27 protein-coding genes are annotated in these 25184 nt (G+C 35.7%); 9 read left to right on the top strand and 18 right to left on the bottom strand.

Annotated features, from left to right (window positions below; genetic code table 11):
* The gene (locus ACTNEP_RS05620; RefSeq protein ID WP_441160748.1) at nt 1-723 is read left to right on the top strand and encodes an ABC transporter permease; all 723 of its coding nucleotides are present in this window, start codon (nt 1-3) and stop codon (nt 721-723) included.
* A gap of 135 nt (nt 724-858) precedes the next feature.
* On the opposite strand, the gene ACTNEP_RS05625 is transcribed toward ACTNEP_RS05620, so the two are convergent.
* From ACTNEP_RS05625 to ACTNEP_RS05635, 3 genes are all read right to left on the bottom strand, one after another.
* Nucleotides 859-1014, bottom strand: coding sequence for a hypothetical protein (locus ACTNEP_RS05625; RefSeq protein ID WP_441160749.1), 156 nt, complete (start codon nt 1012-1014; stop codon nt 859-861).
* Between the two features lie 198 nt (nt 1015-1212).
* A complete protein-coding gene (locus tag ACTNEP_RS05630; protein WP_441160750.1) occupies nt 1213-1425 on the bottom strand; it encodes a hypothetical protein in 213 nt (70 codons plus the stop codon).
* Between the two features lie 124 nt (nt 1426-1549).
* The gene (locus tag ACTNEP_RS05635; RefSeq protein WP_441160751.1) at nt 1550-2422 is read right to left on the bottom strand and encodes a type II toxin-antitoxin system SpoIISA family toxin; all 873 of its coding nucleotides are present in this window, start codon (nt 2420-2422) and stop codon (nt 1550-1552) included.
* A 770-nt stretch (nt 2423-3192) separates the two neighbouring features.
* On the opposite strand from ACTNEP_RS05635, the gene ACTNEP_RS05640 reads away from it, so the two are divergent.
* Complete coding sequence (locus ACTNEP_RS05640) at nt 3193-4308, top strand: DUF2515 family protein (protein WP_441160752.1); 1116 nt, start codon at nt 3193-3195, stop codon at nt 4306-4308.
* A 320-nt stretch (nt 4309-4628) separates the two neighbouring features.
* Here ACTNEP_RS05640 and ACTNEP_RS05645 read toward each other — a convergent pair whose 3' ends face one another.
* Both ACTNEP_RS05645 and ACTNEP_RS05650 read right to left on the bottom strand, forming a co-directional pair.
* Nucleotides 4629-4730 carry a putative holin-like toxin gene (locus ACTNEP_RS05645; protein ID WP_441160753.1) on the bottom strand — a complete coding sequence of 34 codons (102 nt, stop codon included), beginning with the start codon at nt 4728-4730 and terminating at the stop codon, nt 4629-4631.
* 199 nt (nt 4731-4929) lie between these two features.
* Nucleotides 4930-5778, bottom strand: a complete 849-nt coding sequence (locus ACTNEP_RS05650; RefSeq protein WP_441160754.1) for a patatin-like phospholipase family protein — start codon at nt 5776-5778, stop codon at nt 4930-4932.
* 318 nt (nt 5779-6096) lie between these two features.
* Between ACTNEP_RS05650 and ACTNEP_RS05655 the strand changes: the two genes are divergently transcribed.
* Together ACTNEP_RS05655 and ACTNEP_RS05660 are read left to right on the top strand one after the other, a co-directional pair.
* Entirely contained in the window at nt 6097-7254 is a 1158-nt protein-coding gene (locus ACTNEP_RS05655; RefSeq protein WP_441160755.1) for an MFS transporter, read from the top strand.
* A 131-nt stretch (nt 7255-7385) separates the two neighbouring features.
* A complete protein-coding gene (locus ACTNEP_RS05660) occupies nt 7386-7487 on the top strand; it encodes a YjcZ family sporulation protein (RefSeq protein WP_441160756.1) in 102 nt (33 codons plus the stop codon).
* A gap of 156 nt (nt 7488-7643) precedes the next feature.
* Here ACTNEP_RS05660 and ACTNEP_RS05665 read toward each other — a convergent pair whose 3' ends face one another.
* From ACTNEP_RS05665 to ACTNEP_RS05680, 4 genes are all read right to left on the bottom strand, one after another.
* Nucleotides 7644-8015 (bottom strand): hypothetical protein, encoded by a 372-nt coding sequence (locus ACTNEP_RS05665; RefSeq protein ID WP_441160758.1) that lies wholly within the window; start codon nt 8013-8015, stop codon nt 7644-7646.
* A 94-nt stretch (nt 8016-8109) separates the two neighbouring features.
* The gene (locus tag ACTNEP_RS05670; protein ID WP_441160759.1) at nt 8110-10770 is read right to left on the bottom strand and encodes a DEAD/DEAH box helicase family protein; all 2661 of its coding nucleotides are present in this window, start codon (nt 10768-10770) and stop codon (nt 8110-8112) included.
* A 397-nt stretch (nt 10771-11167) separates the two neighbouring features.
* Nucleotides 11168-11590, bottom strand: coding sequence for a DUF6438 domain-containing protein (locus tag ACTNEP_RS05675; protein WP_441160761.1), 423 nt, complete (start codon nt 11588-11590; stop codon nt 11168-11170).
* 154 nt (nt 11591-11744) lie between these two features.
* Nucleotides 11745-12692 (bottom strand): helix-turn-helix transcriptional regulator, encoded by a 948-nt coding sequence (locus tag ACTNEP_RS05680; RefSeq protein WP_441160763.1) that lies wholly within the window; start codon nt 12690-12692, stop codon nt 11745-11747.
* Between the two features lie 401 nt (nt 12693-13093).
* Between ACTNEP_RS05680 and ACTNEP_RS05685 the strand changes: the two genes are divergently transcribed.
* On the top strand, nt 13094-14227 hold the full coding sequence (locus ACTNEP_RS05685) for a zinc-dependent alcohol dehydrogenase (protein WP_441160764.1): 1134 nt from the start codon (nt 13094-13096) through the stop codon (nt 14225-14227).
* A gap of 78 nt (nt 14228-14305) precedes the next feature.
* On the opposite strand, the gene ACTNEP_RS05690 is transcribed toward ACTNEP_RS05685, so the two are convergent.
* From ACTNEP_RS05690 to ACTNEP_RS05730, 9 genes are all read right to left on the bottom strand, one after another.
* Nucleotides 14306-14962, bottom strand: a complete 657-nt coding sequence (locus ACTNEP_RS05690; RefSeq protein WP_441160765.1) for a type 1 glutamine amidotransferase domain-containing protein — start codon at nt 14960-14962, stop codon at nt 14306-14308.
* A gap of 273 nt (nt 14963-15235) precedes the next feature.
* The gene (locus ACTNEP_RS05695) at nt 15236-15964 is read right to left on the bottom strand and encodes a class I SAM-dependent DNA methyltransferase (RefSeq protein WP_441160766.1); all 729 of its coding nucleotides are present in this window, start codon (nt 15962-15964) and stop codon (nt 15236-15238) included.
* A gap of 2 nt (nt 15965-15966) precedes the next feature.
* Nucleotides 15967-16311, bottom strand: coding sequence for a ribosome silencing factor (rsfS, locus tag ACTNEP_RS05700; RefSeq protein WP_441160767.1), 345 nt, complete (start codon nt 16309-16311; stop codon nt 15967-15969).
* Nucleotides 16301-16873 (bottom strand): bis(5'-nucleosyl)-tetraphosphatase (symmetrical) YqeK, encoded by a 573-nt coding sequence (yqeK, locus tag ACTNEP_RS05705; RefSeq protein ID WP_441160768.1) that lies wholly within the window; start codon nt 16871-16873, stop codon nt 16301-16303. The genes rsfS and yqeK overlap by 11 nt, the downstream gene beginning before the upstream one ends.
* A 43-nt stretch (nt 16874-16916) precedes the next feature.
* Nucleotides 16917-17480 (bottom strand): nicotinate-nucleotide adenylyltransferase, encoded by a 564-nt coding sequence (locus ACTNEP_RS05710; protein ID WP_441160770.1) that lies wholly within the window; start codon nt 17478-17480, stop codon nt 16917-16919.
* Between the two features lie 14 nt (nt 17481-17494).
* Complete coding sequence (gene yhbY, locus ACTNEP_RS05715; RefSeq protein ID WP_441160771.1) at nt 17495-17788, bottom strand: ribosome assembly RNA-binding protein YhbY; 294 nt, start codon at nt 17786-17788, stop codon at nt 17495-17497.
* Nucleotide 17789: 1 nt separating this feature from the next.
* Entirely contained in the window at nt 17790-18629 is an 840-nt protein-coding gene (gene aroE / locus ACTNEP_RS05720) for a shikimate dehydrogenase (RefSeq protein ID WP_441160772.1), read from the bottom strand.
* A gap of 17 nt (nt 18630-18646) precedes the next feature.
* Complete coding sequence (gene yqeH / locus ACTNEP_RS05725) at nt 18647-19747, bottom strand: ribosome biogenesis GTPase YqeH (protein WP_441160773.1); 1101 nt, start codon at nt 19745-19747, stop codon at nt 18647-18649.
* Nucleotides 19747-20265: a YqeG family HAD IIIA-type phosphatase gene (locus ACTNEP_RS05730; protein WP_441160775.1), complete on the bottom strand. Its 519-nt coding sequence runs from the start codon at nt 20263-20265 to the stop codon at nt 19747-19749. Before ACTNEP_RS05730 ends, yqeH begins: the two co-directional genes overlap by 1 nt.
* 375 nt (nt 20266-20640) lie before the next feature.
* Here ACTNEP_RS05730 and ACTNEP_RS05735 point away from each other — a divergent pair, with 375 nt between their 5' ends.
* The 4 genes from ACTNEP_RS05735 to ACTNEP_RS05750 all read left to right on the top strand — a co-directional run bounded on the left by ACTNEP_RS05735 (nt 20641) and on the right by ACTNEP_RS05750 (nt 25181).
* Nucleotides 20641-20781 (top strand): sporulation histidine kinase inhibitor Sda, encoded by a 141-nt coding sequence (locus ACTNEP_RS05735; protein ID WP_441160776.1) that lies wholly within the window; start codon nt 20641-20643, stop codon nt 20779-20781.
* A gap of 248 nt (nt 20782-21029) precedes the next feature.
* Entirely contained in the window at nt 21030-23366 is a 2337-nt protein-coding gene (locus ACTNEP_RS05740; protein ID WP_441160777.1) for a Na+/H+ antiporter subunit A, read from the top strand.
* On the top strand, nt 23366-23704 hold the full coding sequence (locus ACTNEP_RS05745) for a Na(+)/H(+) antiporter subunit C (RefSeq protein ID WP_441160778.1): 339 nt from the start codon (nt 23366-23368) through the stop codon (nt 23702-23704). Before ACTNEP_RS05740 ends, ACTNEP_RS05745 begins: the two co-directional genes overlap by 1 nt.
* Nucleotides 23700-25181, top strand: coding sequence for a Na+/H+ antiporter subunit D (locus ACTNEP_RS05750; protein WP_441161105.1), 1482 nt, complete (start codon nt 23700-23702; stop codon nt 25179-25181). The genes ACTNEP_RS05745 and ACTNEP_RS05750 overlap by 5 nt, the downstream gene beginning before the upstream one ends.
* Nucleotides 25182-25184: the final 3 nt, after the last annotated feature.

Genomic DNA, 25184 nt, shown 5'->3' on the forward strand with positions numbered 1-25184 from the left:
TTGATCAAAAGAATGTTAGTTTTATCATTAACTGATATTAAAAATATGCGACGTGAGCCTTTATTATTGTTTTCTTTACTAGGGGTACTGCTGTTGGCAACCATGATTCGTATTGGTTTACCCGAATTATATAATATCCTTCTATCCTATTCGAATGTTTCATTACAATCACATACTCAAATTATTGTTGGCTTAGGATTAGTAATGGCTCCTTTAATGATTGGGATGCTCTATGGTTTTATCATTTTAGATGAACGTGACGAAGGTGTTCTGCTTTTTTATGCTGTAACACCAATAACAAAAGCAGGTTATCTTTTAGCAAGAATACTAGCTCCTGTAACGGTTACCTTCTTAATATCGTTTGCATTTATAGTCATACAAGGAATGGTTGTCTGGCATTTTATGACCTTTCTCCCGATAGCTGTCTTACTAGCATTACAGTCACCTATTATAACAATGTTATTGACGAGTTTTGCTTCTAATAAAGTCGAGGGACTAGCACTTACTAAAGTAGTTAATCTCATGCTTTTTGCACCACTACTCGATTACCTAATCAATCACCCTGTTGTCAATATTATGATGCTATTTCCTGTCTACTGGCCAGTAAAATTATTTTTAGAATCTGGCAGCAGCACTAATTGGTGGAACCTTTTGACAGGTTTTATGATTACTCTTATTTGGTTAGTTGTTCTTGAACGAATGTTTCGTCGTCGAATGGAATAGTGACTTACTTTTCCCGCTAAAAAAGACAAACGCTTGGATATCTAGAGAAAACATTGTCCAAGCGTTTCAATAATTGTAATGTTTACTTATACTTCTTACCGAATGCACACAATCCTAAAACTCACTGTAAAAAAACTATAAATAAGAGCTGTCATTCTTTTGCCACTTCTTAACCTTCTTTAACATAGCCTGATGACGTTTCTCTTCTCTTGTCTTTCCTTTCCATTGCGTAATTTTAGGGGACTTTATTTGTTTGATGAGATCGGTGCCTTCGTTTTTTGTTTTAGCCATGAATACCATCTCTCCCTCATCAATCTCCATACTAATTAGGATTGTATTTTTTTAAAAAACGTGGCTTATCGCAAAGGATTTCGATGGCCCCGTTTCCTTCTACTACCACCATTAAAAATTACTACTTATGGTAGGACAAAAAAATACAACCCATCTCCCTTATCACACTTAGGTAGAAAGAAAAGGGTCGCTGATAAACTATAACATTTTTAATGCTTTTTGCCTTAGCTTCTCCAAATCTTTCGTATAACGTGTCTTAGATGGCTCCGCTATCTGTGTTATTGGCGATTTCTTACGACGCAGAATGTCACTTAAGGGAGTTGTTTCTTGATTTAGTATATTCGGATTATCAGTATTAAGTTCCTCCCTTTCATTTATATTTGCCTTTGACTCCAAAACTGTCTTAACCACAGAACTCCTCCTCCACCACTTCTTTTCATTACTTTTTAAAATACCTCGATTTTAAAATACTCTTCATCATTTTACGGAGATAATTCTTAATTTATTACTTTTTTATTTAATTTTTCACTAAATTTTAATCTTCCAGAAAACAGAAAAGACAAGCAAGGTTAGTGATAAATAAAGCGTCAATTTCGTAAACCCTTTGATAAACCTCCTCGATAAATAACACAAACGTATGGTTTTCACCGGCAAATACAGGACATATGTGAGCCATCCCTTTTCCATGCTTTTCTTCACGATCCAATGCCACAATATTTCCATTCCATAATGTCTCAATAATAATCTCTTCTATATCCCTCTCATCGTTAACCGTTAAGTTATCCGGCATACTTTCCCAATCTAATGTATGTGTTTGTTTAATTGTCTGAATAATTTTTATAAAAATATCAATAGGCTCGTACTCTATTTCATTATCTTTTGCCTTCACTTCGTAAAGATGAATACGTAAACCAAAAGTATCTGCATAATAACTGAGAAATAATTCAAGAGCATCTGGGAAAGGAAGCTGTTTCTTGTCAATATCGGATTTGATTAATGGAGCGATTTGCAACAATTGGGAGAAGTAATTTAACTTATTTTGTTGTTTCTCTTCTATATAACTATTTTCTTGTATATACGTTTTCAAAGGATCATAGGATTGAAACTCCGTCTTCCAAATACTTTTTATGGTGGGTGTAGAAAATACAAATATATCAATAAATACAGCGATGCCAGCTAATATTACTAGTCTTTTCCAATCATCAATAGAAATGAAATCAATTATCCAGAATGCAATGAGTGACAAGACGAACAGAAAATAAAGTGTTTTTCTATACTGATATAAATTTTCATTAAATCGATTATCCTCTTTATTGCGAAAACTACGCCAACTTTGGATGTAAACGAATAATATGAATAACAGGAGAGCTCCTACCAGAACCGAAATAACCAATGTTTCTTTCTCCAACTTTATTCACACCCTTTCTTGATAAAGAAGATACTATTTACAACGTTTACACGAATCTTAAATGACTATTTTTCCAAAAATGTCTTATTATAGCATATGCTGGTTATATTAAATTAATACTTGACAACTAGCTTTTTCTATTTCATTCGTCTACGTGGTGTATCATCTAGCTTCTTAATTGAAAGACTTTAGTCTTGTTTGCTGTCTGCAGCAGTCGCTACGTAAAAATGCGAGTTAAAAAAGTTAGCTTTGTTTCTAAATTTCTCTATTAATCTCTTTAATAGTGATAACATCTGTTTTTTTCTCCACATTTATAATTTTTCAACTTTTTTACGTTAGCTTATTAAGTTATGATATATTGAATGAAAGCCACTATGAAAAGGAGCAAGTGATATAATGCATACTCTTTATAAAAGTATTTCTATATTTATTTTGGTATGAAGTATGCTGCCACCAATTCTGATTTTTTATAGTATAGAAGCTTTTCAATTAACAATCTTTGGCGTAGAGGGAATCATCGGAATGTATATGTCGCTTTTTTTGGTTTTAAGGATCCATAAAATTTACAGCACGTGGCAATCTCCGGTATTTTTTAAAAAAGCACTTCTTCTTTTAAAGAAGAAGTGCTTTTGAGCGTGGCACAGACAACCAGTATCGTTGCTCGGTATCCAGCTTATGACATTATATTTGTATAAATCTATTGTCAGTTAGTAAACATAATAGTAGGTATACATAACCTAAAAATAAGATTGGAGGGATTACGAATATTTGTGCAATTGAAAAGGATACCACCTGAGCTTAAATCAGTAAAAAAAGCATTACAGCAACAACAAAATTCCAATACTTCTTTAAACAAACTTACGGACGAGGAAAGCAAGCTTGTACAAGCTATAAAAGAAAAAACCCGAAAAAATAATCGTAATAATGTAACCAGAACTGCAGCTTATTTAAATTTTTTCAAACGAAATCCTAATATAGAATGGGCGTTTTTAGCACATATGGTATCACGTAATGCTGGTTGGAGTATGACCGATTTGAAAGGGAGTCTGTTATCACCGCTGTTGTCCAATGAGCAACAAGCGTATTTTTTTACATTTTTAGAAAGAAGTAATTGGTTGATTTTTCATGATGCATTTCCTCAACTACTATTGTATGAAGAAAGTATCAAAAAAGATAAAAACCTTTTCTATTTACTGCCACACTTCGGTGTATCTCATTTTATGAAGGTATTGTGGGACCACTATTATCAGAATAGAAATGAATACCTGCTATCTGTGGCACTAATTATTAATGAACAAAACTATATTGAAGACAGAGTAATGCAGAACAAAGATTATCGGGCTACGTTAATGGAATCATTAGAGTTAAAAGTGCAGGAGTTATTTCAGTTAAATCAGATCCTTTTTCCTTTTTCAAATGGAAAGGAAGTTCAATTGATTGGACAAACGGTACATCAATTCGCTTCTCTAAAAGAGCGAATTTTATTAGGAAAGCGGTTATATCAATTGTTATTTGATGAACAGTATTTCCCTGCAATTTATGATATGGCACTGAGCCAAGCTCATACAGGATCCCGTAAAGACTACTGGCCAGATATTTTTAATGACATCAATGAGTATGGTCCTGGTGAACCGTTGCAAGAGAGTTTGAAGAAAGGTAAGCTTATAAATGGAGCAAAGCACTTATACAGTCCTACATTAGATAATGCTTGGCATAATGTAGAACAGGAGCCTGCAGAAATAGGCGATTGGTATTCCAATTGGAGGGTCATTCATTATTTACGAAAAGAACCGTCAAAAATAAATGAAGATATTCACGAGGATTATTGTAACTCATTGAAAAGAATGGAGCTTGCGGTGATTACCAAGAATCCATTGAATAAATAACATGATGAGGAAAGCAATGTTCGCTCATAATTTTAGGTGATTTTTAAAGAAGTGCATATTTCCAGTCTAATTCTCAAATTTATTGGATGGTCATTTTGTTGTCTCATTTTGAAAGTATAAAAAAAGGCTTATTGCTCATTGTAGTATTAGTGACAATTTTGTAAAGTACTGCTATAATTAGTGTAGAAAATTCATATACTATCATAAAAACCCACAGCGGTAACTGTGGGCTTCCGATAAGCGGTTCCCCCAGGAAAAGGGATCGGCCATCTGAAAAAGACAGACCTCACCTAGTCACTTGTCAGGGCAAATAGGGAGGTCTATTTTCGATTGATCATTGATACAATCAAGGCGAGTAATGCTATGATGAAAGTTCCAAAACTAAACAAAACCATCAAACTTTCATACATACCCAGAGGCATCACCCCCTTTCGAAGGAGATTAGCCGACCTTCCCTAAAAGAACATTATCCACTTTCATTATAACATACCCAAAATAACAAGAACATACATGCTTATCCCAACATTCCATTTTTAAGCTAATTTGAACAATTTATCTTATAGAAAAGAAATACCATTTCGAACTAAGTGTGTCGTATTCCACTTTTTACGGAAGCATTAACTATGCTAAAAATTCTTGCAAATCTTTTTCAAGCTTTTTAACATCTTCATAGCCTTTTTGATAAAGATCCATTAATTTATTCTTGTTCTTTTCTATTCTACCTACCGTTAGTTTTTCTGTTGGAGAAATCAGGAAAACATTGCCTTTCTTCTCTTCCTCATACAAATAGTTCAACGTATCGTTATATTCAATATGTCTTTTCTCCAAGGCTTTAAGTAGACCTGGATATTCTCGATATTTTCTTTTTATGTACCAATTGAACGACTGCGGCTTTTTATAGTAACCTCTGTTCCTCGTTAAAATGACAACATTTTTCCTGTTACCATCCTTCATTGATTGTTTGATCGGAATTGGTGCAGAAATCCCGCCATCCATCAAAGACAGATTATCAAATTCCACAACAGGTGCTACCATTGGTAAAGAGCTTGATGCACGAAGAAGAGTGAGCATATCATTAGCATAGGATGATTTAGGATAAAACAAGGGTTCTCCAGTTGTACAATCTGTTACACCAACAACAAATTCCTCGGTGGCTTCATTAAATACTTGATAATCAAATGGCACAAGATCATTCGGTAATGTATCAAACAGAAAATCCATTCCAAATAATTCCCGCTTTTTAATCCAATTACGTAAGGAAAGATAATCAGGGTGACTGACATAATCTATATTGACTGTTTTGTTACGATCTATCTGGCGTGAGATATAGGACGAGCCATTACATGCCCCTGCTGAAACCCCGATTACATAAGGTATATAAATGTTTTGCTCCATTAAATACTGGAGCACTCCTCCTGTGTAGACTCCTCTGCTTCCTCCACCTTCTAATACCAATCCGATTTCCTTCATTTTATCGCCTCTTACTTTCTTATGTAAAATACAATATCTACATGATACAACAGCTGTAAATGCAATTCCAGTTTTGGATCTTGAAAAAATAGTAGTCATATAGTTTGTTAAATCTAGCAAATTGTATATAATAGCAAATGTTGGGAAAAATCCAATTACAATCCAATATTCACTAGCTCAACAAAGTTCTATAATATAATGAGAGAACATAAATGACTTGATGAGCACAGGTATTGAATGTAAACAGAGAAGTAATCATGAATTATTTAATGAAGATTTTTGCAAGTAATTTTTAGCTTTAGAAAGTGAAGGGATAACATGGAGAAAAATCGATTTAGGTTCTGGATTTTAGTTAGTATTGTTGCTGTTTCTGGTTTTAGCCAAGGAATGCTATTACCATTAATTGCAGTAATTTTTGAAGGCAGTGGTGTGTCTTCATTTCTAAATGGGTTAAATGCGACAGGATTATATATAGGTGTTCTGTTAGTATCACCTTTTATGGAACAGCCGTTAAGAAAATTCGGTTATAAGCCCTTATTAATAACAGGTGGTCTACTTGTATTGGTTTCTCTGGCGCTGTTTCCATTGTGGCAGTCATTTTGGTTTTGGTTTTTATTACGCTTATTGATTGGAATTGGTGATCATGCACTCAATTTCGGTGCCCAAACTTGGATAACTGCATTCTCACCAGAACATAAACGAGGTAGAAATATTGCGGTATATGGGCTATTCTTTGGGATTGGCTTTGCCATCGGGCCATTAATGGTACCACTTATTAACATTAACGAGAGCTTGCCGTTCATGCTTGCTTCTGGACTAAGCCTGATTGGTTGGTTATTTTTATTTGGGCTTAGAAACGAATTACCCGAACAGAATATGAGGATAAGCTCGTTCAAAAATACATTAAATCGATTCAAACAAGCATGGAAATATGCCTGGGTTGCTTTCTTACCACCATTTACCTATGGCTTTTTAGAAACTTCCCTGAATGGAAATTTTCCTGTCTATGCGCTTCGAATCGGGATTGAAGTTGAAAATGTATCTGCTTTTTTATTCGCATTTGCAATTGGGGCGATTATTTTTCAATTGCCACTCGGAATTTTAAGTGACAAGTTCGGCCGAAAACAGGTTTTACCAACTGTACTTTTATTAGGCTTCCTCTGTTTTTCTGCAGCCGGATTTTTAGAGCAATCCTTCTATGGGTTATTTGCCTGTTTATTTTTGGCAGGTATGTTTGTTGGGTCTATCTTTTCTCTAGGAATCACTTATATGACTGATCTTACACCAAAAGAATTATTGCCAACAGGTAACCTGTTATGCGGCGTATTTTTCAGTTTCGGTAGTTTGGTTGGTCCATCGATCGGTGGATTATTCATTGAATTCGTGCCGTCGGTAAGCTTTTTCTATCTGATTAGTGCATTGTTCTTGATCATTTTTTCCATTTTATTAGGAAATAAAAATAAGAAACATAGTTAGTTTTCTATTCCTTCTCATCACTTTTCAAAATTGTGCTCAAATACAGCTTTATTCACCCATTCGTTAAACTACAAGGTGCATACAATATAACGAAAGAAAAACTAATTTCCACTTCAAAAAGGAGGATATGTATGTCTAGTTATGGATACGGAGGATATGGAGGCGGTTTTGCGCTAATCGTCGTTTTGTTTATCCTTTTGATTATTGTTGGGGCTGGTTTTGGAAAATACTAAACTCTAAACCAATCCATCAACCTTCAAGATTACAAAAAGAAATGTTAGAGGATTCCTTATTAGAAAAAAATCGGGTAATTACTAGTTAATAAGTATAAAAAATGCCTCTTATTAACTTTAATAGAGGCATTTGAGATTTTTTCCAAATATACAGATTTAATAGAAATAATAAAAAGGAAAAAGCAAATTTCGTATTAAGATAAAAGGAAGCCTTTGGCGTCTAAAGCGACGGAACCTTCTAGGATAACCGTAACCATATCCAAAACCAAATTGGCGTTGTGTTTCGTCCACTCTTTCCATATCTCCACTTGGTATAAGCAATATTATACCGTCTTCATCTATATCCTCTATTATACCCTCAAGCATACCACCATCCGTTGTTTGGAACTGCATAAAATACAAATGATATTCTTTACACATTTCATGCATTCGTTTTTTATGTTGACTATCATTCATGTGTCGATCTTCCATTGTCTGACCATACAGATTTCCGTGATATGGATTAGTTTGCTCTGGCTGATAATACATGGGTATCCCTCCTAGGAAGTTTATATTGCTACCATATTCAATATTTCAGTTAATGTTACAAACTGCGGAGGAATATTGAATAAATAGGAATTATTTATTTCCATACGCTTTGGCGTTTAGATATAGGTATAAACTTGGAGGACATTGCCCGGATTCTTGCTTTAAGTAATGTTTTTCTTCCCTTTGGTGTTCGTGTATATATCATTTCAGCTTTTCCAATTTTTTTATTCCATTTTCTAAAGAAAATTTCGACATATTCTTTTTTGCGTCCAATTTCTTGTGGAACCGCATGATAATCATGACGCACCCAAAACTTCTTGCCGGATTTCCTGTGTAAAATATACCTCGGATTCTCTATTGGATCAACGAGTTCTTGAATCGATGAAAGAACAAGCTTCTGCTCATACGTACTACCTTGTTCCAGATAACAATGTACACTTCCATCCTCCTTTTTCTCACTGATAATCTTATTTTGACTTATTGGAGTTTTTACTTCACCTATTTCATAAAGAGTCATATATATTACTTCCAGGACACGATTCATTCGGGACTCTATCGTCCCATTGAACAAAAAGATACGTAATGCTTTCCACCACCATGGTGTAGCAATGATTATTCCGATCATTAACACAATCATTAACGAATTGAGCAATTCATTCCATGTCCGATATCCCTCTTCTCCTATAGCCTGTAACATACTTATTAATATAGTGAGTACTACCACTAGCAGCGATTTTAATGTATTTCGAAAAACAAATGGTTTTGGTAATGCTTCTTGATCGACTATAACTTCTTCTCTTTTCTTTTCTCCTTTTTGTACTGCTTCCTTCCATCTGTTAAAGAGACTTAAGCGATTTGTTGCTCTTTCTTTCATCATGATATTATTCTCCATAATCGTATGAGTAGATAAAGGCGGAGCAGCTATTCTTAACCTTTCTATTCCTGACTGGATAACTGCCAGCTCGGCATCCACCCCATTTAAAGATCGGAACCGCCTCTTCAATGACTGAAAATCATAACCGCCGTCATATGCTCTATTGTCAACGCAAACTAAATGCCAGATATTAGCCACTTTTTGTTTATTCCCTGGTTCTGAGCGAATCGCCCTACCTCTCATTTGATTGGTGAGCATAAAGCTGCCAACATAAGATGCGAGAATAAGCGTATTAACACTTGGAGCATCCCAACCTTCCCCTAACAGAGCAGTAGTACCGATCAACACATTGATCAACCCTTTGGAGAAAATGAAAGTGATTACTTTAACCATTTCCTGACTTGATTTTCCTTTCCAATGTATTTGTACGTACCGATCATCTGCTACTAGCTCTTCTACGACAAAGGAAAGGTTATTTTCATGTAATAATTCTACCGCTTCCTTTGGCACAATAACAACAGATCCTGTTAATACACCTAGACGACAATTCTTGATGTTTTCTCGACGTAGCTTTTCAAAAATAGGAATGACACCCAAACGAGTAATTGGTTTTAGCGAACCTTTGCTTTGTGGTAAATCATCTTTATAAATGTAGTCCGCTAATACTACTAAACGTAAAGCATCCTTTTGGGTATTTCTTTCAAATTGAACGATCTCTACAATACTGTCTAACTTTGATGTGCTTTGTAACAGTTGCCGCTCCATCGCTACTGTAGCATTTAATTTCACTCTTCTCCGCTCGATAGCACGTATTCCTGATAATTGTTTTCTAATTTCAAGCAAGGGAGTTTCTTTGGGCATTACGTATTTATCTCGGTATAATAAATGAGTTAACAGCTCTTCAGCCCACTCCAAATCAAACGCAGGTAAGCTGTTCGCTTTTTCTCCTATCACTTTAAAAGGTAGAAACCATTTCTCACTACCTACCTCCTTTAGATAAACAATCATACTAATGAAATAACGATAGTTTGCTAGTTTTTCTTCCATTAGATTATCCGCTTCTATCCACGGATGTGACTCTATTAATTTCTGAAAAGAAACATTTTGCAATAAGGAGATCCTTACTTCCTCTGCCTCGTTGTGAAAAATATCAATTGGTTCTTTTTCCTTCTTCGTAAGCTGAGACATCCAGATATAATCTTGATGGGGACAAAGATCTCCTTCTTTAACCAATGAAGCAATTTCAATTTCTTCATCTATCGGTCCACATAATTCAATATATTTTTGCCACTCTGCCTGACCAACATCATAGGGTGGTGTTGCAGTCAATGCCACTACAGCAGGATCTTTTAATTGATCCCGAAAATAGATAGCCGTTTTCCACCAACTGGTTCGTAAATGATGTGCTTCATCTAAAATAACCGTTTGGAAATTTTGCCCATAAAGTGTATCAATAGCTTTTTGTTTCTCTGTATCCCGTATAGAAAATTGTTCCTCTACGACATCATCTATTTCTTCTGGGTCATTATTATCGGCATCTTGCTGTAATAAGGAATATAATCCTTGGTACGTAGTAATTGTCATAAAAGCAGGCTTTCTAATATCAGTGGAAAGCCAATCGGGACGATCTGTCTGCTGCAGGAACAATGAGGTGAAACGGTCTGCCCATTGATTTCTTATTGCTAATGTAGGTGCGACAATTAAGGTTGCTTTATTAAGTCTTCTCATTACTTCCAATCCAAGCACAGTTTTTCCTGAACCAGGTGGCGCTACAAGATGAAGGTGTTTATTTTTTAAATGATAGTCTAAATTGTCGAGAACATTTTTTTGATAACTTCGCCATTGATAACAAAATTGGATACCTTTTGGAAATCGTTTCATTTCTAAGTACCTGCCTTCTTCTCCTACTCTAAGAAACTCTTGGGTAATTTTAACTGGCTGTTGAGGGGAATTGTATACGAGTTGGTGTCTATATTGAAAAGTAACAATCTAGACACCGCCTTTATTATTATATAATAAATGGATACCTTTATAATAGACTCTTTTTGCTTATAAACAAGAATTTTTCCCATTCACACAATATAAATACAGGCTAATAATACTACATTAGACAATAAAGTTTATTAGGATACAAGCTAGTAAAATTTTCTGGTTACACGTGAATATTTAAGTCCTTATAACGAGCGTGATATTACAGCAGTAAAATAAGAAAAGCCTACCTCACTAAAGTAAGGAAGACTTTCAATAATCAAAAAATATAATTAGAAACTAGCGAAACTTATGACCGTTTAGTTAAAGAGATAAATTTTCTTAGTCCCAATATTTCCTCTATCTCCTTCTCAAACTGCTCAAGTTCTTGAAAGTCTTGTGCATCTTTTGTTCCTTGTCTCGCCCCATCTCCAAGATAATGTTCTACCTCTTTAACAAAGCCGTCTTCAAATTTTACCCATATTGTACAAGATGACTGACCCGGAGTAGAAATCGCAGCAGTCGGATAGGTGAAATGACGAAAGTTAAATAATTGCAACTTTTCATCTAATTGTTGCAGGCGTCGTTGATCAATATAAAACACTTTCTCCCCATAATGATGGACATATCTACTCCCGAACCATTTAGCTTCCCCCTTATTATGTACGAACACATCAAATTCTGGACAACCACCATCACCAGATGAGCGCGAAAAAATGATCTTCTCGAACAATGTTATTCACCTTCTTTTTCAATGTTATTGTTTAATACAAACTAATCTTATAGGATAAAGTGGCATTATCAATGTCAGTTATATAATTCATTTATGACTTCTCAAAAAAAAGCCCTCTCTCTTATCGTGAAAGGGGCGACTAAAAATATAATTTTTAACTTTCTTGATAGTATTGTAACATTTTCTCAATTTCCGATTGAATTTCCATTTTCAAACAATACGGAGCAATTACTTTTGCTTTTGTTCCCATTCCTAAAATCCATTTTTTTATGGATAGTTCTCCATTTAATGTGGCTTTAAAGCGAATCGCATTATCTGGTAGTTCCTCAATTACTTGGTCAGCACTGTAGATCGATTCCTTTACCTGATTGGCGAAAGGTGTTTCAATAATTACTTCCACTTCCTTAGGTTCATGAATAAATCCTAAGTAAGGGAATTGTTTTCTTATGTCAAAGTCATCTGGCAGATAGTAGGTTTGCTCCAGTAAATGCACATGATGAATACGGATAATTTTAAAAGTACGCATTGCATTTTTTTGCTCACAGAAAGCTACACAATAAATATTTTCTTCATAAACGACAAAGGCATATGGATGAATAGTTCGTTTTGTGACAGTATTCGTTGACGCCGCAGCATATGTAATCATTACTTTATGACGATAATTAAACGCCTGATACAATTTTTTATAATGTTCTGACTCATTTCCTATCTCTGTATTAATTAAATAATCATGAGCAAAGTAAAAATGTTTGCTGCTCAATGATTGATCTCGTTGGGCTGCTTTTATTTTTTCTAATGCATTTGCTAGAGTACTATCATTGTCAGGCTGTTTAGATAAGTAAGATTGGATCGCAATTTGCAGCTTTTGCACTTCAGCAGAACTGAAATTTCTAATTGGAAGTACAGATCGCCTGTCAAGCGAATAGCCACCATTTACTCCTCGCACACTTTCAATATAAATCCCCGCTTTCTCCAATTCATCACGGTAAACACGAATCATTCTTGGTTTTACTTCCAGTTCATTTGCCAATTCACTAATTTTCACTTTTGGTCTTGCCATTAAAATCTGAAGCATATCAAGACAATTACTCAATTTACTCATACTACACTTCCTTCTTTAAAACACGAATAAGACTATTTTACCATGAAATTAGTCACTTTAAATAATCCATTCCAAATAAATTGGTGTTATCCTGAATTGTTTACGAATTTTACATGTTAATTTCAATTAATCCCTGGTACTGAGTTTGCTTTAGGTGAGGTTGCGATGATTAAATCTGGCTATTACTTCTTCAAAATGAATGAAATCAATAATAGTAATAAAAACACACAGTCCATGTAAGTACAAAAACCACTTGTTTTTATAAATGATCTCTGCTTAATACAGAGATCATTTTTTTCTTCGATAAAAGCGGTTAGCACAATTCTTCAAGCTGTGCATAACTTCACTCCATTTTGGAATGCTAAAATAAACTCATAACAAAAGTCTGAGGTGAAATGTGAATGAAGGCAGTTACCTATCAAGGAAAATACTCTGTTGCCGTGAAAGATGTTTCTTTTCCCAGTATCCAGGATTCAGAGGATGTCATTATCAGAATAACATCGACCGCGATTTGCGGTTCCGATCTACATTTATATCAAGGAAATTTCCCCCTTCCTATCGGTTATCAGATTGGTCACGAACCAATGGGGATTGTTGAAGAAGTAGGTCCAGATGTAACCAAAGTTAAAAAAGGAGATCGTGTTGTGATACCTTTTACCGTTGCATGTGGAAGATGTCCTTATTGTGAATCACATCATGAAAGCCAATGTGATAATGCTAATCCTCACTATGATTCCGGTGGGTATCTCGGTTACTCTGAAAAGTTTGGAAATTATCCTGGAGGCCAAGCAGAATATTTACGAGTCCCATATGGTAATTTCACCCCCTTCCTTATCCCAGAAAATTGTGAATTAGACGATTCATCCCTTTTATTTTTATCAGACGTATTACCAACCGCTCGTTGGAGTGTTGAAAATGCCGGAGTCAAACCTGGTGATACTGTTATTGTCCTTGGCTGCGGACCAGTTGGATTAATGACACAGCAGTTTGCTTGGCTAAATGGAGCAGAGCGTGTCATTGCGGTTGATTACATCCCTTACAGATTAGAGCATGCAAAAAAACACCATCATACGGAGGTGTATAATTTCACAGAGTACGATGATATGGGAGAAACATTAAAAGAAGTGACCAAAGGTGGCGCCGATGTGGTGATTGATTGTGTCGGTATGGATGGTAAAAAATCTCCCCTTGAATTTGTCGAACAAAAATTAAAGCTACAAGGTGGTACGCTTGGCCCTATTCAAATTGCAACAAAAGCAGTGAAGAAATGCGGAACTTACCAAATTACTGGAGTTTATGGAGGTAATTATAATCTTTTCCCACTGGGTGCTTTTTTCTCCAGAAATATTCAAATAAAAACGGGACAAGCTCATGCAAGATCTTTCATGGAGCCTATATATCAGCAAATTCTGGATGGTATAATTGACCCAACAACGATGATCACCCACGAGTTGCCGTTAGATGATGCTGCCTATGGATACGAGATTTTTAATCAGAAAAAAGATAATTGTATTAAAATTGTCTTAAATCCATAACGGATTGTTTGAGATAAACTTTACAGTTCATAGAAGAAAGAGGGACAAACTTTTAAAGCTTGTCCCTCCTTCTATCGTTTATGCTTCTAATGCTTCTATTACTTTTTCAGCAGTACTGCGACTTGATTGTGGATTTTGACCCGTTACAAGATTACCATCTCTAACGGAGAAGTCTGTCCAATTGTCAGCGTGTTGGAAATCTGCTCCTTTTTCACGGATTTTACTTTCTAATAAGAATGGCATATGCTGATCTAATTGCATTTCCATTTCTTCACTATCCGTAAATGCGGTAACCTTTTTCCCTTTCACTAATGGTGTGCCATCTTCATATGTTACATTGACAATTCCAGCCGGACCATGGCATACAGAAGCGATAACTCGTCCATCCTCAGCAAATTGTTGTAATACATATTGCAATGTTTCATTATCTGGAAAGTCGAACATCGTTCCGTGACCACCTGGTAAAAATATGGCATCATAAGCATCGGCATGTTCCTTGGTTAATTTTATCGTTGACTTTAACTCCGCTTCTGCTTCTTTCCATTCTGGCTTATCTTCCATACTGTTTGGATCTAACGCTACTTCACCACCTTGAATACTTGTTACTGTAACATCGTAGCCTTTTTCCTTAAATACTAAGTATGGAACAGCAAATTCTTCCAGCCATAGCCCTGTTTTATGATCATCTGTAATGGTTGTGTGATTGGTAACTACCATCAGTACACGTTTTGCCATTTTCTTTTTCCTCCTTAAAAGATAATGGGCATGATACTTTCATGCATATTAATAAAATAACGAATAAGCGCCGTCAACGTCAAATAAATGAACTATAGGCACACAAAAGAATTAGTACAGAAAAATTATTTAATACACAAAGAATACATCACTTAGCAATTATTCCTTTGACGTGAGTTACCGATATTTTGCAATTTAGACTGCCTTTATTGGACGATCCTTCTACGTTGTACCACATCTCTCTTCCATATAAAAAGATAAGCCATAAATGGCCTATCCCTTTCTACAAACGAAAAAGTTTCGTTGGTTCTCTTCAGGTTTATTTGACTTTTCAAGAGAAAAATCACCATAAATCGTAATAGATTCAAATCCTGCTTTTTCGAGGAGCTCCTTGTATGTTTCTACAGAGAAAGTCCGCTGGCTATGTTGTTCATCAAAACGCTCATATTCACCGGTTTCTTCGTTCAAGAGAAAAAAAGTAAGATCGTGCTCAACACTTCCTATTTCTCCCCCTTGTTCACAAAACCAGATGTATGAAATATCATCATAAATTTCTGCGAATGTTTGTCCGACCATATTTTCCTGAAAATGCTTTATACTATGGACATCGAATATAAATAGTCCATCCTTTACAAGGCTTTCCCTCACATTGATAAATACCTTTTCTAAGTCAGCCTTAGAATTAATATAGTTGATTACATCACAGAGACTGACAACTATATCAAATCCGGTCAATCCTTGTAATTCGCGAATATCCTGTTGAATAAACTGAACACCAGTTGTGTTGGCTTGAGCAAAAGCAAGCATATCTTCAGACAAGTCAACTCCAGTTACGGAAAACCCTGCTTTAGCAAATTGATTGCTTAGCCTGCCAGTCCCACAGCCAAGATCGAGCATCTTGGAACGTTTTTCGCAAAAATGTTCAACAAAAAATTGCCATTCCTCATATGGGGCATCATCCATTAATACATCATAAATATATGCTAATTTCGAATAAACCATCTTTATAATTTCACTTCTAGCTGAGGAGCATCTCCCCAAAGTTTTTCTAAATTGTAATACCCTCGTTCATCACGATGAAAAATGTGACAGACTATATCTCCAAGATCGACTAATACCCATCTTGCTTGATCGAATCCTTCCATTCGCTTCACTTCGATATTTTGTTCATCAGCAATGTCTTTCACTTCACGTGCGATTGCTTGGACTTGGCGTTCATTAGTCCCTTCGCATATTAGAAAATAATCAGCAATTAACGAAACATTTTTCATGTCTAATAAGACAATATCCTCCGCTCGTTTGTCATCACACGCTTTCGCTACTAGATCAATTAATTGTTTACTTTCCATTCATGTTCCTCCCTAATTTTTCATTATATAATTGAAATGTATCTGGATAAATCGGTTGATTTTTACTCATTAAATAGCTAATGGTATTTCGTGCTGCCATCCAGCAAGCCCGGTCGATGTCATCAAAGACGACTGATCTAATTTCCTCCATTCCTGGAAAATCACGCCCCGGTTCAATATAGTCTGCAATAAAAATCACTTTTTCCATAAGTGTCATATTCCTTTTACCTGTAGTATGCCAAAAAATCGCACTTTGTATTTCCGAATCGTGAATACCTACTTCACGTTCAATCATTCTCGAACCGACTGGACCATGCCATAGTTCCTCGTGATAATCTAATAAATCGTGTGGCAATTTCTCTTCTATAATCCATCGTTTCATTTCTTCAGGGTGTCGGTACTTCGCATAGTCATGAAAAATAGCCGCAAGCGCTACTTTTTGTTCGTTCAATCGATAATGTTCGGCTAATTTTAACGCTGTTTCCATTACCCGTACAGTGTGCTCGTACCTAGTTTTCGTAAGCTGTTTCTCTACTATCTTAAGTGCTTCTTTACGTTCCATGTTCTTTCACTCTCCCTTTTTTAAGAAAAAGGATTATTACATTTTATGAATATAACTTGTATTTATTAATGATTGCAATAACTTCTGGTGTCGTTAAATAGCGGATAGATTGGCCTTTACTAACCCGCATTCGAATCATAGTTGATGAAATATCGACCAAAGGCATTTCGATTTTTTCTACAGGATATGGTGTTTTCTGTGAAGAACCTGGACGATCAACACCTACAAAGGTAATTAATTGCAGCAATTCTTCAATTCGATACCATTTTGGCAAATAATCGACCATGTCCCCACCAATAATAAAATAAAATTGATCATTAGGATATTGCTCTTTCAATGTTTGAATCGTATTTAATGTATAGGATTTCCCTTCTCGTTCCACTTCCATCGTATTGACATGAAAAGCAGGGTGTCCATGAATAGCAGCTTTCGTCATTTCAACACGATCTCTTGCAGTTGTTTTGGCTTCTGCTTTATGGGGCGGCATATAGGAAGGAATGAACCAAACCTCGTCAAGCGACAATTGCTGGTATGCCTGCTCCGCCATTAATAAATGACCGTAATGTGGTGGATCAAACGTGCCACCAAACAACCCGACTCGTTTCAAACTTTCCACCTACTTTATGGTAAGGTAATGTTTTTATGCTCTTCTGATTCTTTATATAACACAATTGTATTTCCGATAATTTGTACGATAAAAGCGCCAGTTCCCTCAGCGATTGCTTCCGCTACATCGTCTTTATCTTCGATACAATTTTGTAATACAGAAACCTTGATCAATTCACGCTTTTCCAATGCTTCACTTATTTGTTTAATCATGTTGTCATTGACACCATCTTTTCCTACTTGAAATATTGAGTTCAGATGGTGTGCTTCAGCGCGTAAAAAGCGCTTCTGCTTTCCAGTTAATTTCAAATTATTCACCTCTTAGTTTATTTTCCAATTTATTCACTAAATGTGCGACATCAAGTTTTTTTCCTGTCCATATTTCAAATGCTAATTGTGCTTGATACAATAACATGGCGTGTCCATGGTGAATACTCGCTCCACGCTCACTTGCATCTCGTAACAACTTCGTCATAATCGGCTGATAGACAATATCACTTACAACTGTATCTTGACGAATATTATCCAATCGGATTATTTGATCACCAGCGTTCGGTTTCATTCCGACCGAAGTTGTTTGGACAATAACGTCATATTTAGCCAGTTGTTCCTCAGCTTGCTGATAGGTTAATACAGTTGATTTTACTTCACCTAGTCTTACAGACAAAAGCTCTTCAGCTTTTTCTATGGAACGATTGGCGATATCAATAGTGTCTATTCCTTGTCCGCTTAAAGCCCGGCAAATACCTCTTGCAGCTCCACCAGCACCTAATAATAACACAGATGTGTTACGGTTTAAAAGATTAGGATATCGCTCCTTCAATGAACGCACATATCCTTCTCCATCTGTACTATAGCCTTTCCACTTTCCATTAATATTAACAACCGTATTAACAGCATGAAGAGTCGCTGCATCATCATCCACTTCATCCATATAATCAACCATTACCTGTTTATATGGAACAGTTACATTAAAGCCATCGATTTCACTTTCTTTTAAATGCCTCAATACTTTTGGCAGTGCTTCTCGGTCTCCTTCATATAATTTATATTCCCCATCAAGCTCTGCCAAATCCAAAAATTGCTGATGAATCCATGGTGAAAGTGAATGACTGATTGGATGACCGATCAATCCTAAGTGATACCCCATAATTTTTCCCCTCCATCTTAAATTAAAGCAGCTCGTATCGAAATTTGCACTCCTTTAGGGACATGTATCGTAACGGTAATCCCACCCTCTGGTACGGTAATCCAGCCAAGACCAGGAATGACGATATCTGTTTTTTCTTTTGGGATTTTTATTGTTTGCTTTGATAATGGCGGAAGCTGTTCGAGCGTTTCCGGACTTGGTGGCTGTAATAAATCACCAACATGTTTTTGATAAAAATCATCTGCATACGCTAACTTGGTACGATGAATCATTAATTGATTAGAAAAATAGCAAACAAATGATTGTTTCAATCCTTTTTCGAAATCAAATCGAGCAAATCCTCCAAAAAAGAGCGTCTGCTGATCCTGAAGCTGATATATTTTGGGCTTGATTTCCTTTTTCGGTGTAATTATTTTTAAGTCATTGTCTGTAACGTAATGGACAAGTTGTGTTCTATTAACAACACCTGGCGTATCATACAAGGATGAATGTTGGTCCAATGGAATTTGAATAAAGCCTAATGTAGTCCCTGGAAAATACGAGGTAGTGATTGCATCTTTAACCCCACTAGATCGATTAATTAATTGGTTAATAAACGTTGATTTACCAACGTTGGTACAACCTACCACATAGACATCTTTTCCATTTCTCCTGCTCTCGATCTCTTCTTCTACCTCGTCAAAGCCTTGTCCTTTTGCAGCAGAAACTAAAAATACTTCCTGTATTTTCAGGCCATAGTCGCTAGCTGTTTTTTTCATCCATCGAATCAGCTTATTTTTATTGGTCGATTTCGGTAAAAGGTCTACCTTATTTCCAATCAAAACGATCGGGTTATTACCTGTCAATCGTTGCAAACCTGTTATAAAGCTACCGTTAAAATCAAAAATATCCACTACTTTTACGACTAAACTATTAGTATCACTTATTTGATTAATCATTCTTAAATAATCATCATCCGTGTACTCAACGTCATGTACTTCATTATAATGCTTTAAACGAAAGCATCGTTTACAAATAATATGTTCATTTTCCAATGCACTCTTTGGAACATAACCTGATTTAGTTTTATCTTCGGTTTGGATTTCCGCTCCACAACCTTCGCAAAAAATCTTCTCCATTACTTTTCCTCCCAAGTGATCATACCTTTTCTCCGCATCCAGTTTAAAATACGTCGTTCAATCATCCGGTTAAATCTTGTTATTTTTCCGTCTGTCTCTACTATTGGCACTACTAGTATCGTATGAAATCCTGCAAAATTACCGCCAAGAACATCCGTAAGCAGCTGATCACCAATTACAACGATTTCTTCTTTACTCAAGCCCATTTGTATGGCCGCTCGGTTAAATGCACGGACAAGCGGTTTTTTTGCACTGTATACAAACGGTGCTTCTAATGGCTCTGAAAAAACACTAACCCGTTCTTCATCATTATTTGAAATAATCGTTACTTTTATATCATTTTCTTTCATTTCCTTAAACCATTTAATTACTTCTGGTGTAGCATCTTTAACATCCCAAGCTACTAGTGTATTATCTAAATCAGTGATAACACCTTTAATCCCCATTTCACGCAGTTTCGCAGGGGTTATATCCAGCACACGTTTTACATGTTCATTTGGCAAAAATTTTTTCAGCAATTATGTCCACCTCTACCATTTCTTCAATAATATACATATCTTTTCCTATCATAAACAATTTTTTTATTTTGTTCAAAGATATCTCATAGAAAATAGAAATTATATCATACATTGTGACAAAATGTCTTAAATTCATAGGTATTTTTTACCTGATTCATAAAATCGTTCGACAAATTACTACAAAAGTTTAGGTTGTGGATAACTTTGTTCACACGATCCACACTTGTTCTATCAAGTTTGAATCAACTTTTCTTTGTTTTATACACAAGTTATAAACAATCGATTGTAGATAAGTTAACAGTTGTCCGTTTTCACTTTTCATGCTACATTAACTATAACATGTAGGAGACATCCTATCTAATGGAGGGACAAGCCTTGGAAAACTTATCGGATGAATTGTTGATTGAATCCTACAAAAAAGCCACAGAACTAAGACTCAGCTACGAATTTTTACAGTTAATGGAAGAAGAGATGAGACGACGTTCCTTAATGGACTATCTCGAGTATCCTAATTAAATAGCAATGGATTCACGCTTAGACGAACAACACGTCTGAGTGTTTTTTTATTTTCAAAAATAAATCATAAGAAAAAATTTTTTATGCATAATATAAATAGGAAATTTCTCGTCAAATCCATGATATATCAACAAAGAGAAAGTACTCCTCTCTTGTAATCTTTGATATTTTTAGATTAGAATATAATAGGATACCGTCAAAATTACAAATACATGATTATAAATTTACATAAGGGGGATCATCATTAGATGTTATTTGCAGTGTTTTTGCCAGTTCTACTGGCGATTTTCATCCCATTCTTTACCAGGTGGAAGGAAAAAATACATACTGGCTATTTTGTGCTACTGGCTCCACTAGCTGTATTTATTTATTTCATCCCACATGTAGGGAATGATTTTACACCAATAACACAATCTTACAATTGGATTCCATCTCTAGATATTGGATTGGATTTTTATCTGGATGGGTTAAGTTTGTTATTTGTGTTATTAATTAGTGGAATTGGTACATTGGTTACACTATATTCCATCTTTTATCTACACACCTCTGAAAGGTTGGATCAATTTTACGTTTATCTACTGATATTTATGACTGCCATGTTTGGTGTTGTTCTTTCAGATAACGTATTTGTTCTTTATTCGTTTTGGGAACTTACCTCCATTTCATCATTCCTATTAATCGGTTATTGGAATTATAGAGAAAGGTCCAGATACGGTGCTCTTAAATCAATGCTTATTACCGTATTCGGTGGCCTAAGTATGCTTGGTGGTTTTATCCTGTTATCCATTATTACCGAAACGACAAGTATCCAAACAATGATTAGTCAAGCTGATGTCATTCTTTCGAGTGAATACTTTGGACTGATTTTGGCACTAATTTTATTAGGTGCCTTTACAAAATCTGCTCAATTCCCTTTTCATATTTGGTTACCAGATGCAATGGAAGCACCTACTCCGGTAAGTGCATATTTGCACTCAGCCACAATGGTAAAGGCAGGTATTTTCCTTGTTGCCAGATTTACACCGATCTTTTCAGGCAGTGATTGGTTTTTCCTATTTGTCAGTGGAATTGGGATACTGACACTTGTTTGGGGTTCTTATATGGCAGTGCGTCAAACTGATTTGAAAGGAATATTAGCATTTTCAACAATCAGTCAATTAGGAATGATCATGTCTATGCTTGGTTTTGGCACAAGTATCGCAATCTTCGCTGCTGTATTCCATATTCTAAACCACGCTACATTTAAGGGTAGTTTGTTTATGATTGCAGGTATCGTTGATCATGAAACAGGTACTCGTGACATTCGTCGTTTAGGCGGATTAGCTACCTTAATGCCTATTTCGGCAACATTAGCGTTTTTTGGAACATTTTCTATGGCAGGTTTTCCGTTACCATTCTTAAACGGTTTTTACAGTAAAGAAATGTTTTTTGATTCAACACTACAATTAAATGAATCATCGATTGCTTTCGCCAATACATTAGCGCAAGCTATTCCATATTTAGCTGTGTTTGGTAGTATTTTCACTTTTGTATACTCCATGTACCTTGTCTTCGGTACCTTTATGGGTGAGAAGAAATTGGATCAGCTTAAGATGAAGCCACATGAAGCACCCTTTGGCATGCTTCTTTCTCCAATTATTTTAATATTAGGGGTTATCATTATTGGTCTATTCCCTAATCTTGTGAATAGTTCTTTGATTCATCATACTGCTGAAGCAATTTATGGACAGCCAATGGAAGAAAAACATATTCATTTCTGGCATGGCTGGATACCACCACTATTCATGTCCTTAATCGTAGTAGGTGTTGGTGCGGTCCTTGCTTTTACTAGAAAATCGTGGAGTGGCATTTATAGCTTATTCCCTGGCAAGCTAAGTTTCAATAAAGTCTATGACTTTTTAGTAGACCAGTCTGAAAAAGCATCTGCTAAAATTACCAATATGTATATGACCGGCTCACTTCGTTTATATATGGCATTGATTCTTGTGGCAATATTCGTATGCAGTTTTGGTGTGTTATGGATGACAGATGGTTTTGCTTTCGACAATTCTGAAGTTGCGGAAATTACGGTCCATGAAATCTTAATTGCTTTAGCAATGGCAGTTGCAGCAATTTGTACCATCTTTACCCGAAACAAAATTGCCGCGATTTTAATACTTGGTGTTGTCGGTTATGGATTGGCATTGTTATTCGTAATATATCGTGCTCCTGACCTTGCTTTAACACAATTAGTTGTAGAAACCATTACAGTGGCCTTATTCCTGTTATGTTTCTATCACTTACCGAATTTACGTGAGCGTACTGAAAATGCTTCCCAGAGATTAATTAATATTGTTATCTCGGTTGCATTTGGGGCTTTAATGACCGTAGTAGCGATTTCCGCTCACAGTACAAAACTATTTGATAAGATTTCAGATTATTTCCTAGAAACATCTTATGAACTCGGGGGCGGAACGAACGTCGTCAACGTTATATTAGTTGATATGCGTGGTATTGATACCTTATTTGAAATTGTCGTATTAGGTATTGCTGCGTTTGCTATATATGGTTTGATTAAATTACGCAACAAGAAGGAGGCAGAATAATGGAAATAATAATGTCGATTCTTGCAGGCGTATTGTTTACAACAGGTGTTTATAACTTGTTACAAAAACAAATGCTACGAATAGTTATTGGAACAGCACTGATTTCACATGGTGCCCACTTATTTATCTTAACAATGGGTGGATTAAAATTAGGGGCACCCCCTATTTTAGAATATGATATCGAGCAATATGCAGATCCATTACCACAAGCACTAATTCTGACCTCAATAGTTATCAGCTTTGGTGTAACAAGTCTTTTATTAGTACTTGCATATAGAGCATCTAAAGAAAACGGAACAGATAATATGGAAAAATTAAGGGGTAACGAAAATGATTAGTAACTTAGCAGCATTACCAATAGTTTTACCGTTGATCGCTGGTGTACTTGCCGCACTATTTCATAAAAAATTAAAAATAGTTCGTATCTATGCACAAGTACTGACAGTGATCAATACGGGTGTTGTTGCGTACATTTTATATTATGTACATCAAAATGGATCTGTAGTATTAGAATCAGGGGATTGGATGGCACCATTTGGAATTGTTTTAGTAGCAGATATGTTATCCATAACCTTAGTATTAACAACCAATATTGTTGCACTTGCATGTATTTTCTATGCACCAAAATCACTTAGTCAAAAGCAAGAAGAATTTTATTTCTACACCTTTTACTTTTTACTTATTTCAGGTGTATCAGGTGCATTTATTACAGGTGACTTATTCAACCTGTTTGTATTCTTTGAAGTACTATTAATGGCTTCATACGGAATGATTGTATTAGGCGGAGAAAAAGTCCAATTACGAGAATCACTGAAATATGTGTTAATTAATCTATTTTCTTCGATGCTGTTCGTCACAACAATTGCCTTCTTATACTCTGTTGTTGGAACAGTCAATATGGCACAAATAGCCGAACGTGTTGGAGAAGTTGAACAGACAGGTATTCTAACTACGATTGGAATCCTGCTATTCTTTGTCTTTGGTACAAAGGCCGCTTTATTCCCGCTTTATTACTGGTTACCAAGACCATATATCGCACCTAATCCGGTAGTATCGGCATTATTTGGTGCCCTACTAACAAAGGTAGGAATTTATTCGTTATTACGAGTTTTTTCGTTAATCTTTATACATGAACGGGATATAACACATGAATTCTTTATCTGGATTGCGGCTTTCACATTGATATTCGGATCTATTGGAGCTTTATCTACCAATAATATCAAACTGATCGTCGCCTATAATATAATCCCTGCTGTCGGGTTTATGCTATTGGGTATAGGGGTTTATAATAGCACCGGCTTTAGTGGTACAGTATACTACTTAATAAACGATATGATCATTAAAGCAGCTCTATTTTTACTTGTTGGTGCCATTGCTTACCTTGCTGGAACCAGTGACTTACGAAAGATACGCGGATTGATCCACCATTACCCACTTCTTGGATGGATGTTCTTTATCTCAGCCTTTGTACTGGCCGGAATTCCACCATTTAGTGGCTTTATTGGTAAACTTGTCATATTACAAGGTACCATGGAAGCTGACAAGATTATCGTGGCTATTATCGGGCTAGGTTCTAGTTTACTTATTTTACTGTCCGTTATGCGCATTTTCATTCGTGGTTTTTGGGGAGAGAAAGATGAATCGATTACCCCTAATAGAAAAGCAGCAAGAGGATTTATTGCTCCGATTGCATTTCTTCTCTTTTTCTCTGTTTTGCTTGGGGTTGGTGCAGAATGGTTCTATCCAAGCATAGAAGGAATCGGAGACTATTTAATGAATCCGGAAAATTATATTGAATCTATTTTAAAGGAGTAAATC

Source organism: Gracilibacillus sp. HCP3S3_G5_2, from assembly GCF_052063305.1.
GTDB lineage: Bacteria > Bacillota > Bacilli > Bacillales > Amphibacillaceae > Gracilibacillus.

What these genes read in the sequence shown, in the direction of transcription:
- ACTNEP_RS05625 (WP_441160749.1), bottom strand. Translation starts at nt 1,014, where the DNA reads ATGGCTAAAACAAAAAACGAAGGCACCGATCTCATCAAACAAATAAAG.
- ACTNEP_RS05645 (WP_441160753.1), bottom strand. Translation starts at nt 4,730, where the DNA reads ATGCCTCTGGGTATGTATGAAAGTTTGATGGTTTTGTTTAGTTTTGGA.
- ACTNEP_RS05650 (WP_441160754.1), bottom strand. Translation starts at nt 5,778, where the DNA reads ATGAAGGAAATCGGATTGGTATTAGAAGGTGGAGGAAGCAGAGGAGTC.
- ACTNEP_RS05655 (WP_441160755.1), top strand. Translation starts at nt 6,097, where the DNA reads ATGGAGAAAAATCGATTTAGGTTCTGGATTTTAGTTAGTATTGTTGCT.
- ACTNEP_RS05660 (WP_441160756.1), top strand. Translation starts at nt 7,386, where the DNA reads ATGTCTAGTTATGGATACGGAGGATATGGAGGCGGTTTTGCGCTAATC.
- ACTNEP_RS05665 (WP_441160758.1), bottom strand. Translation starts at nt 8,015, where the DNA reads ATGTATTATCAGCCAGAGCAAACTAATCCATATCACGGAAATCTGTAT.
- ACTNEP_RS05670 (WP_441160759.1), bottom strand. Translation starts at nt 10,770, where the DNA reads ATGAAACGATTTCCAAAAGGTATCCAATTTTGTTATCAATGGCGAAGT.
- ACTNEP_RS05680 (WP_441160763.1), bottom strand. Translation starts at nt 12,692, where the DNA reads ATGAGTAAATTGAGTAATTGTCTTGATATGCTTCAGATTTTAATGGCA.
- ACTNEP_RS05685 (WP_441160764.1), top strand. Translation starts at nt 13,094, where the DNA reads ATGAAGGCAGTTACCTATCAAGGAAAATACTCTGTTGCCGTGAAAGAT.
- ACTNEP_RS05690 (WP_441160765.1), bottom strand. Translation starts at nt 14,962, where the DNA reads ATGGCAAAACGTGTACTGATGGTAGTTACCAATCACACAACCATTACA.
- ACTNEP_RS05695 (WP_441160766.1), bottom strand. Translation starts at nt 15,964, where the DNA reads ATGGTTTATTCGAAATTAGCATATATTTATGATGTATTAATGGATGAT.
- rsfS (WP_441160767.1), bottom strand. Translation starts at nt 16,311, where the DNA reads ATGGAAAGTAAACAATTAATTGATCTAGTAGCGAAAGCGTGTGATGAC.
- yqeK (WP_441160768.1), bottom strand. Translation starts at nt 16,873, where the DNA reads ATGGAACGTAAAGAAGCACTTAAGATAGTAGAGAAACAGCTTACGAAA.
- aroE (WP_441160772.1), bottom strand. Translation starts at nt 18,629, where the DNA reads ATGGGGTATCACTTAGGATTGATCGGTCATCCAATCAGTCATTCACTT.
- yqeH (WP_441160773.1), bottom strand. Translation starts at nt 19,747, where the DNA reads ATGGAGAAGATTTTTTGCGAAGGTTGTGGAGCGGAAATCCAAACCGAA.
- ACTNEP_RS05740 (WP_441160777.1), top strand. Translation starts at nt 21,030, where the DNA reads ATGTTATTTGCAGTGTTTTTGCCAGTTCTACTGGCGATTTTCATCCCA.
- ACTNEP_RS05745 (WP_441160778.1), top strand. Translation starts at nt 23,366, where the DNA reads ATGGAAATAATAATGTCGATTCTTGCAGGCGTATTGTTTACAACAGGT.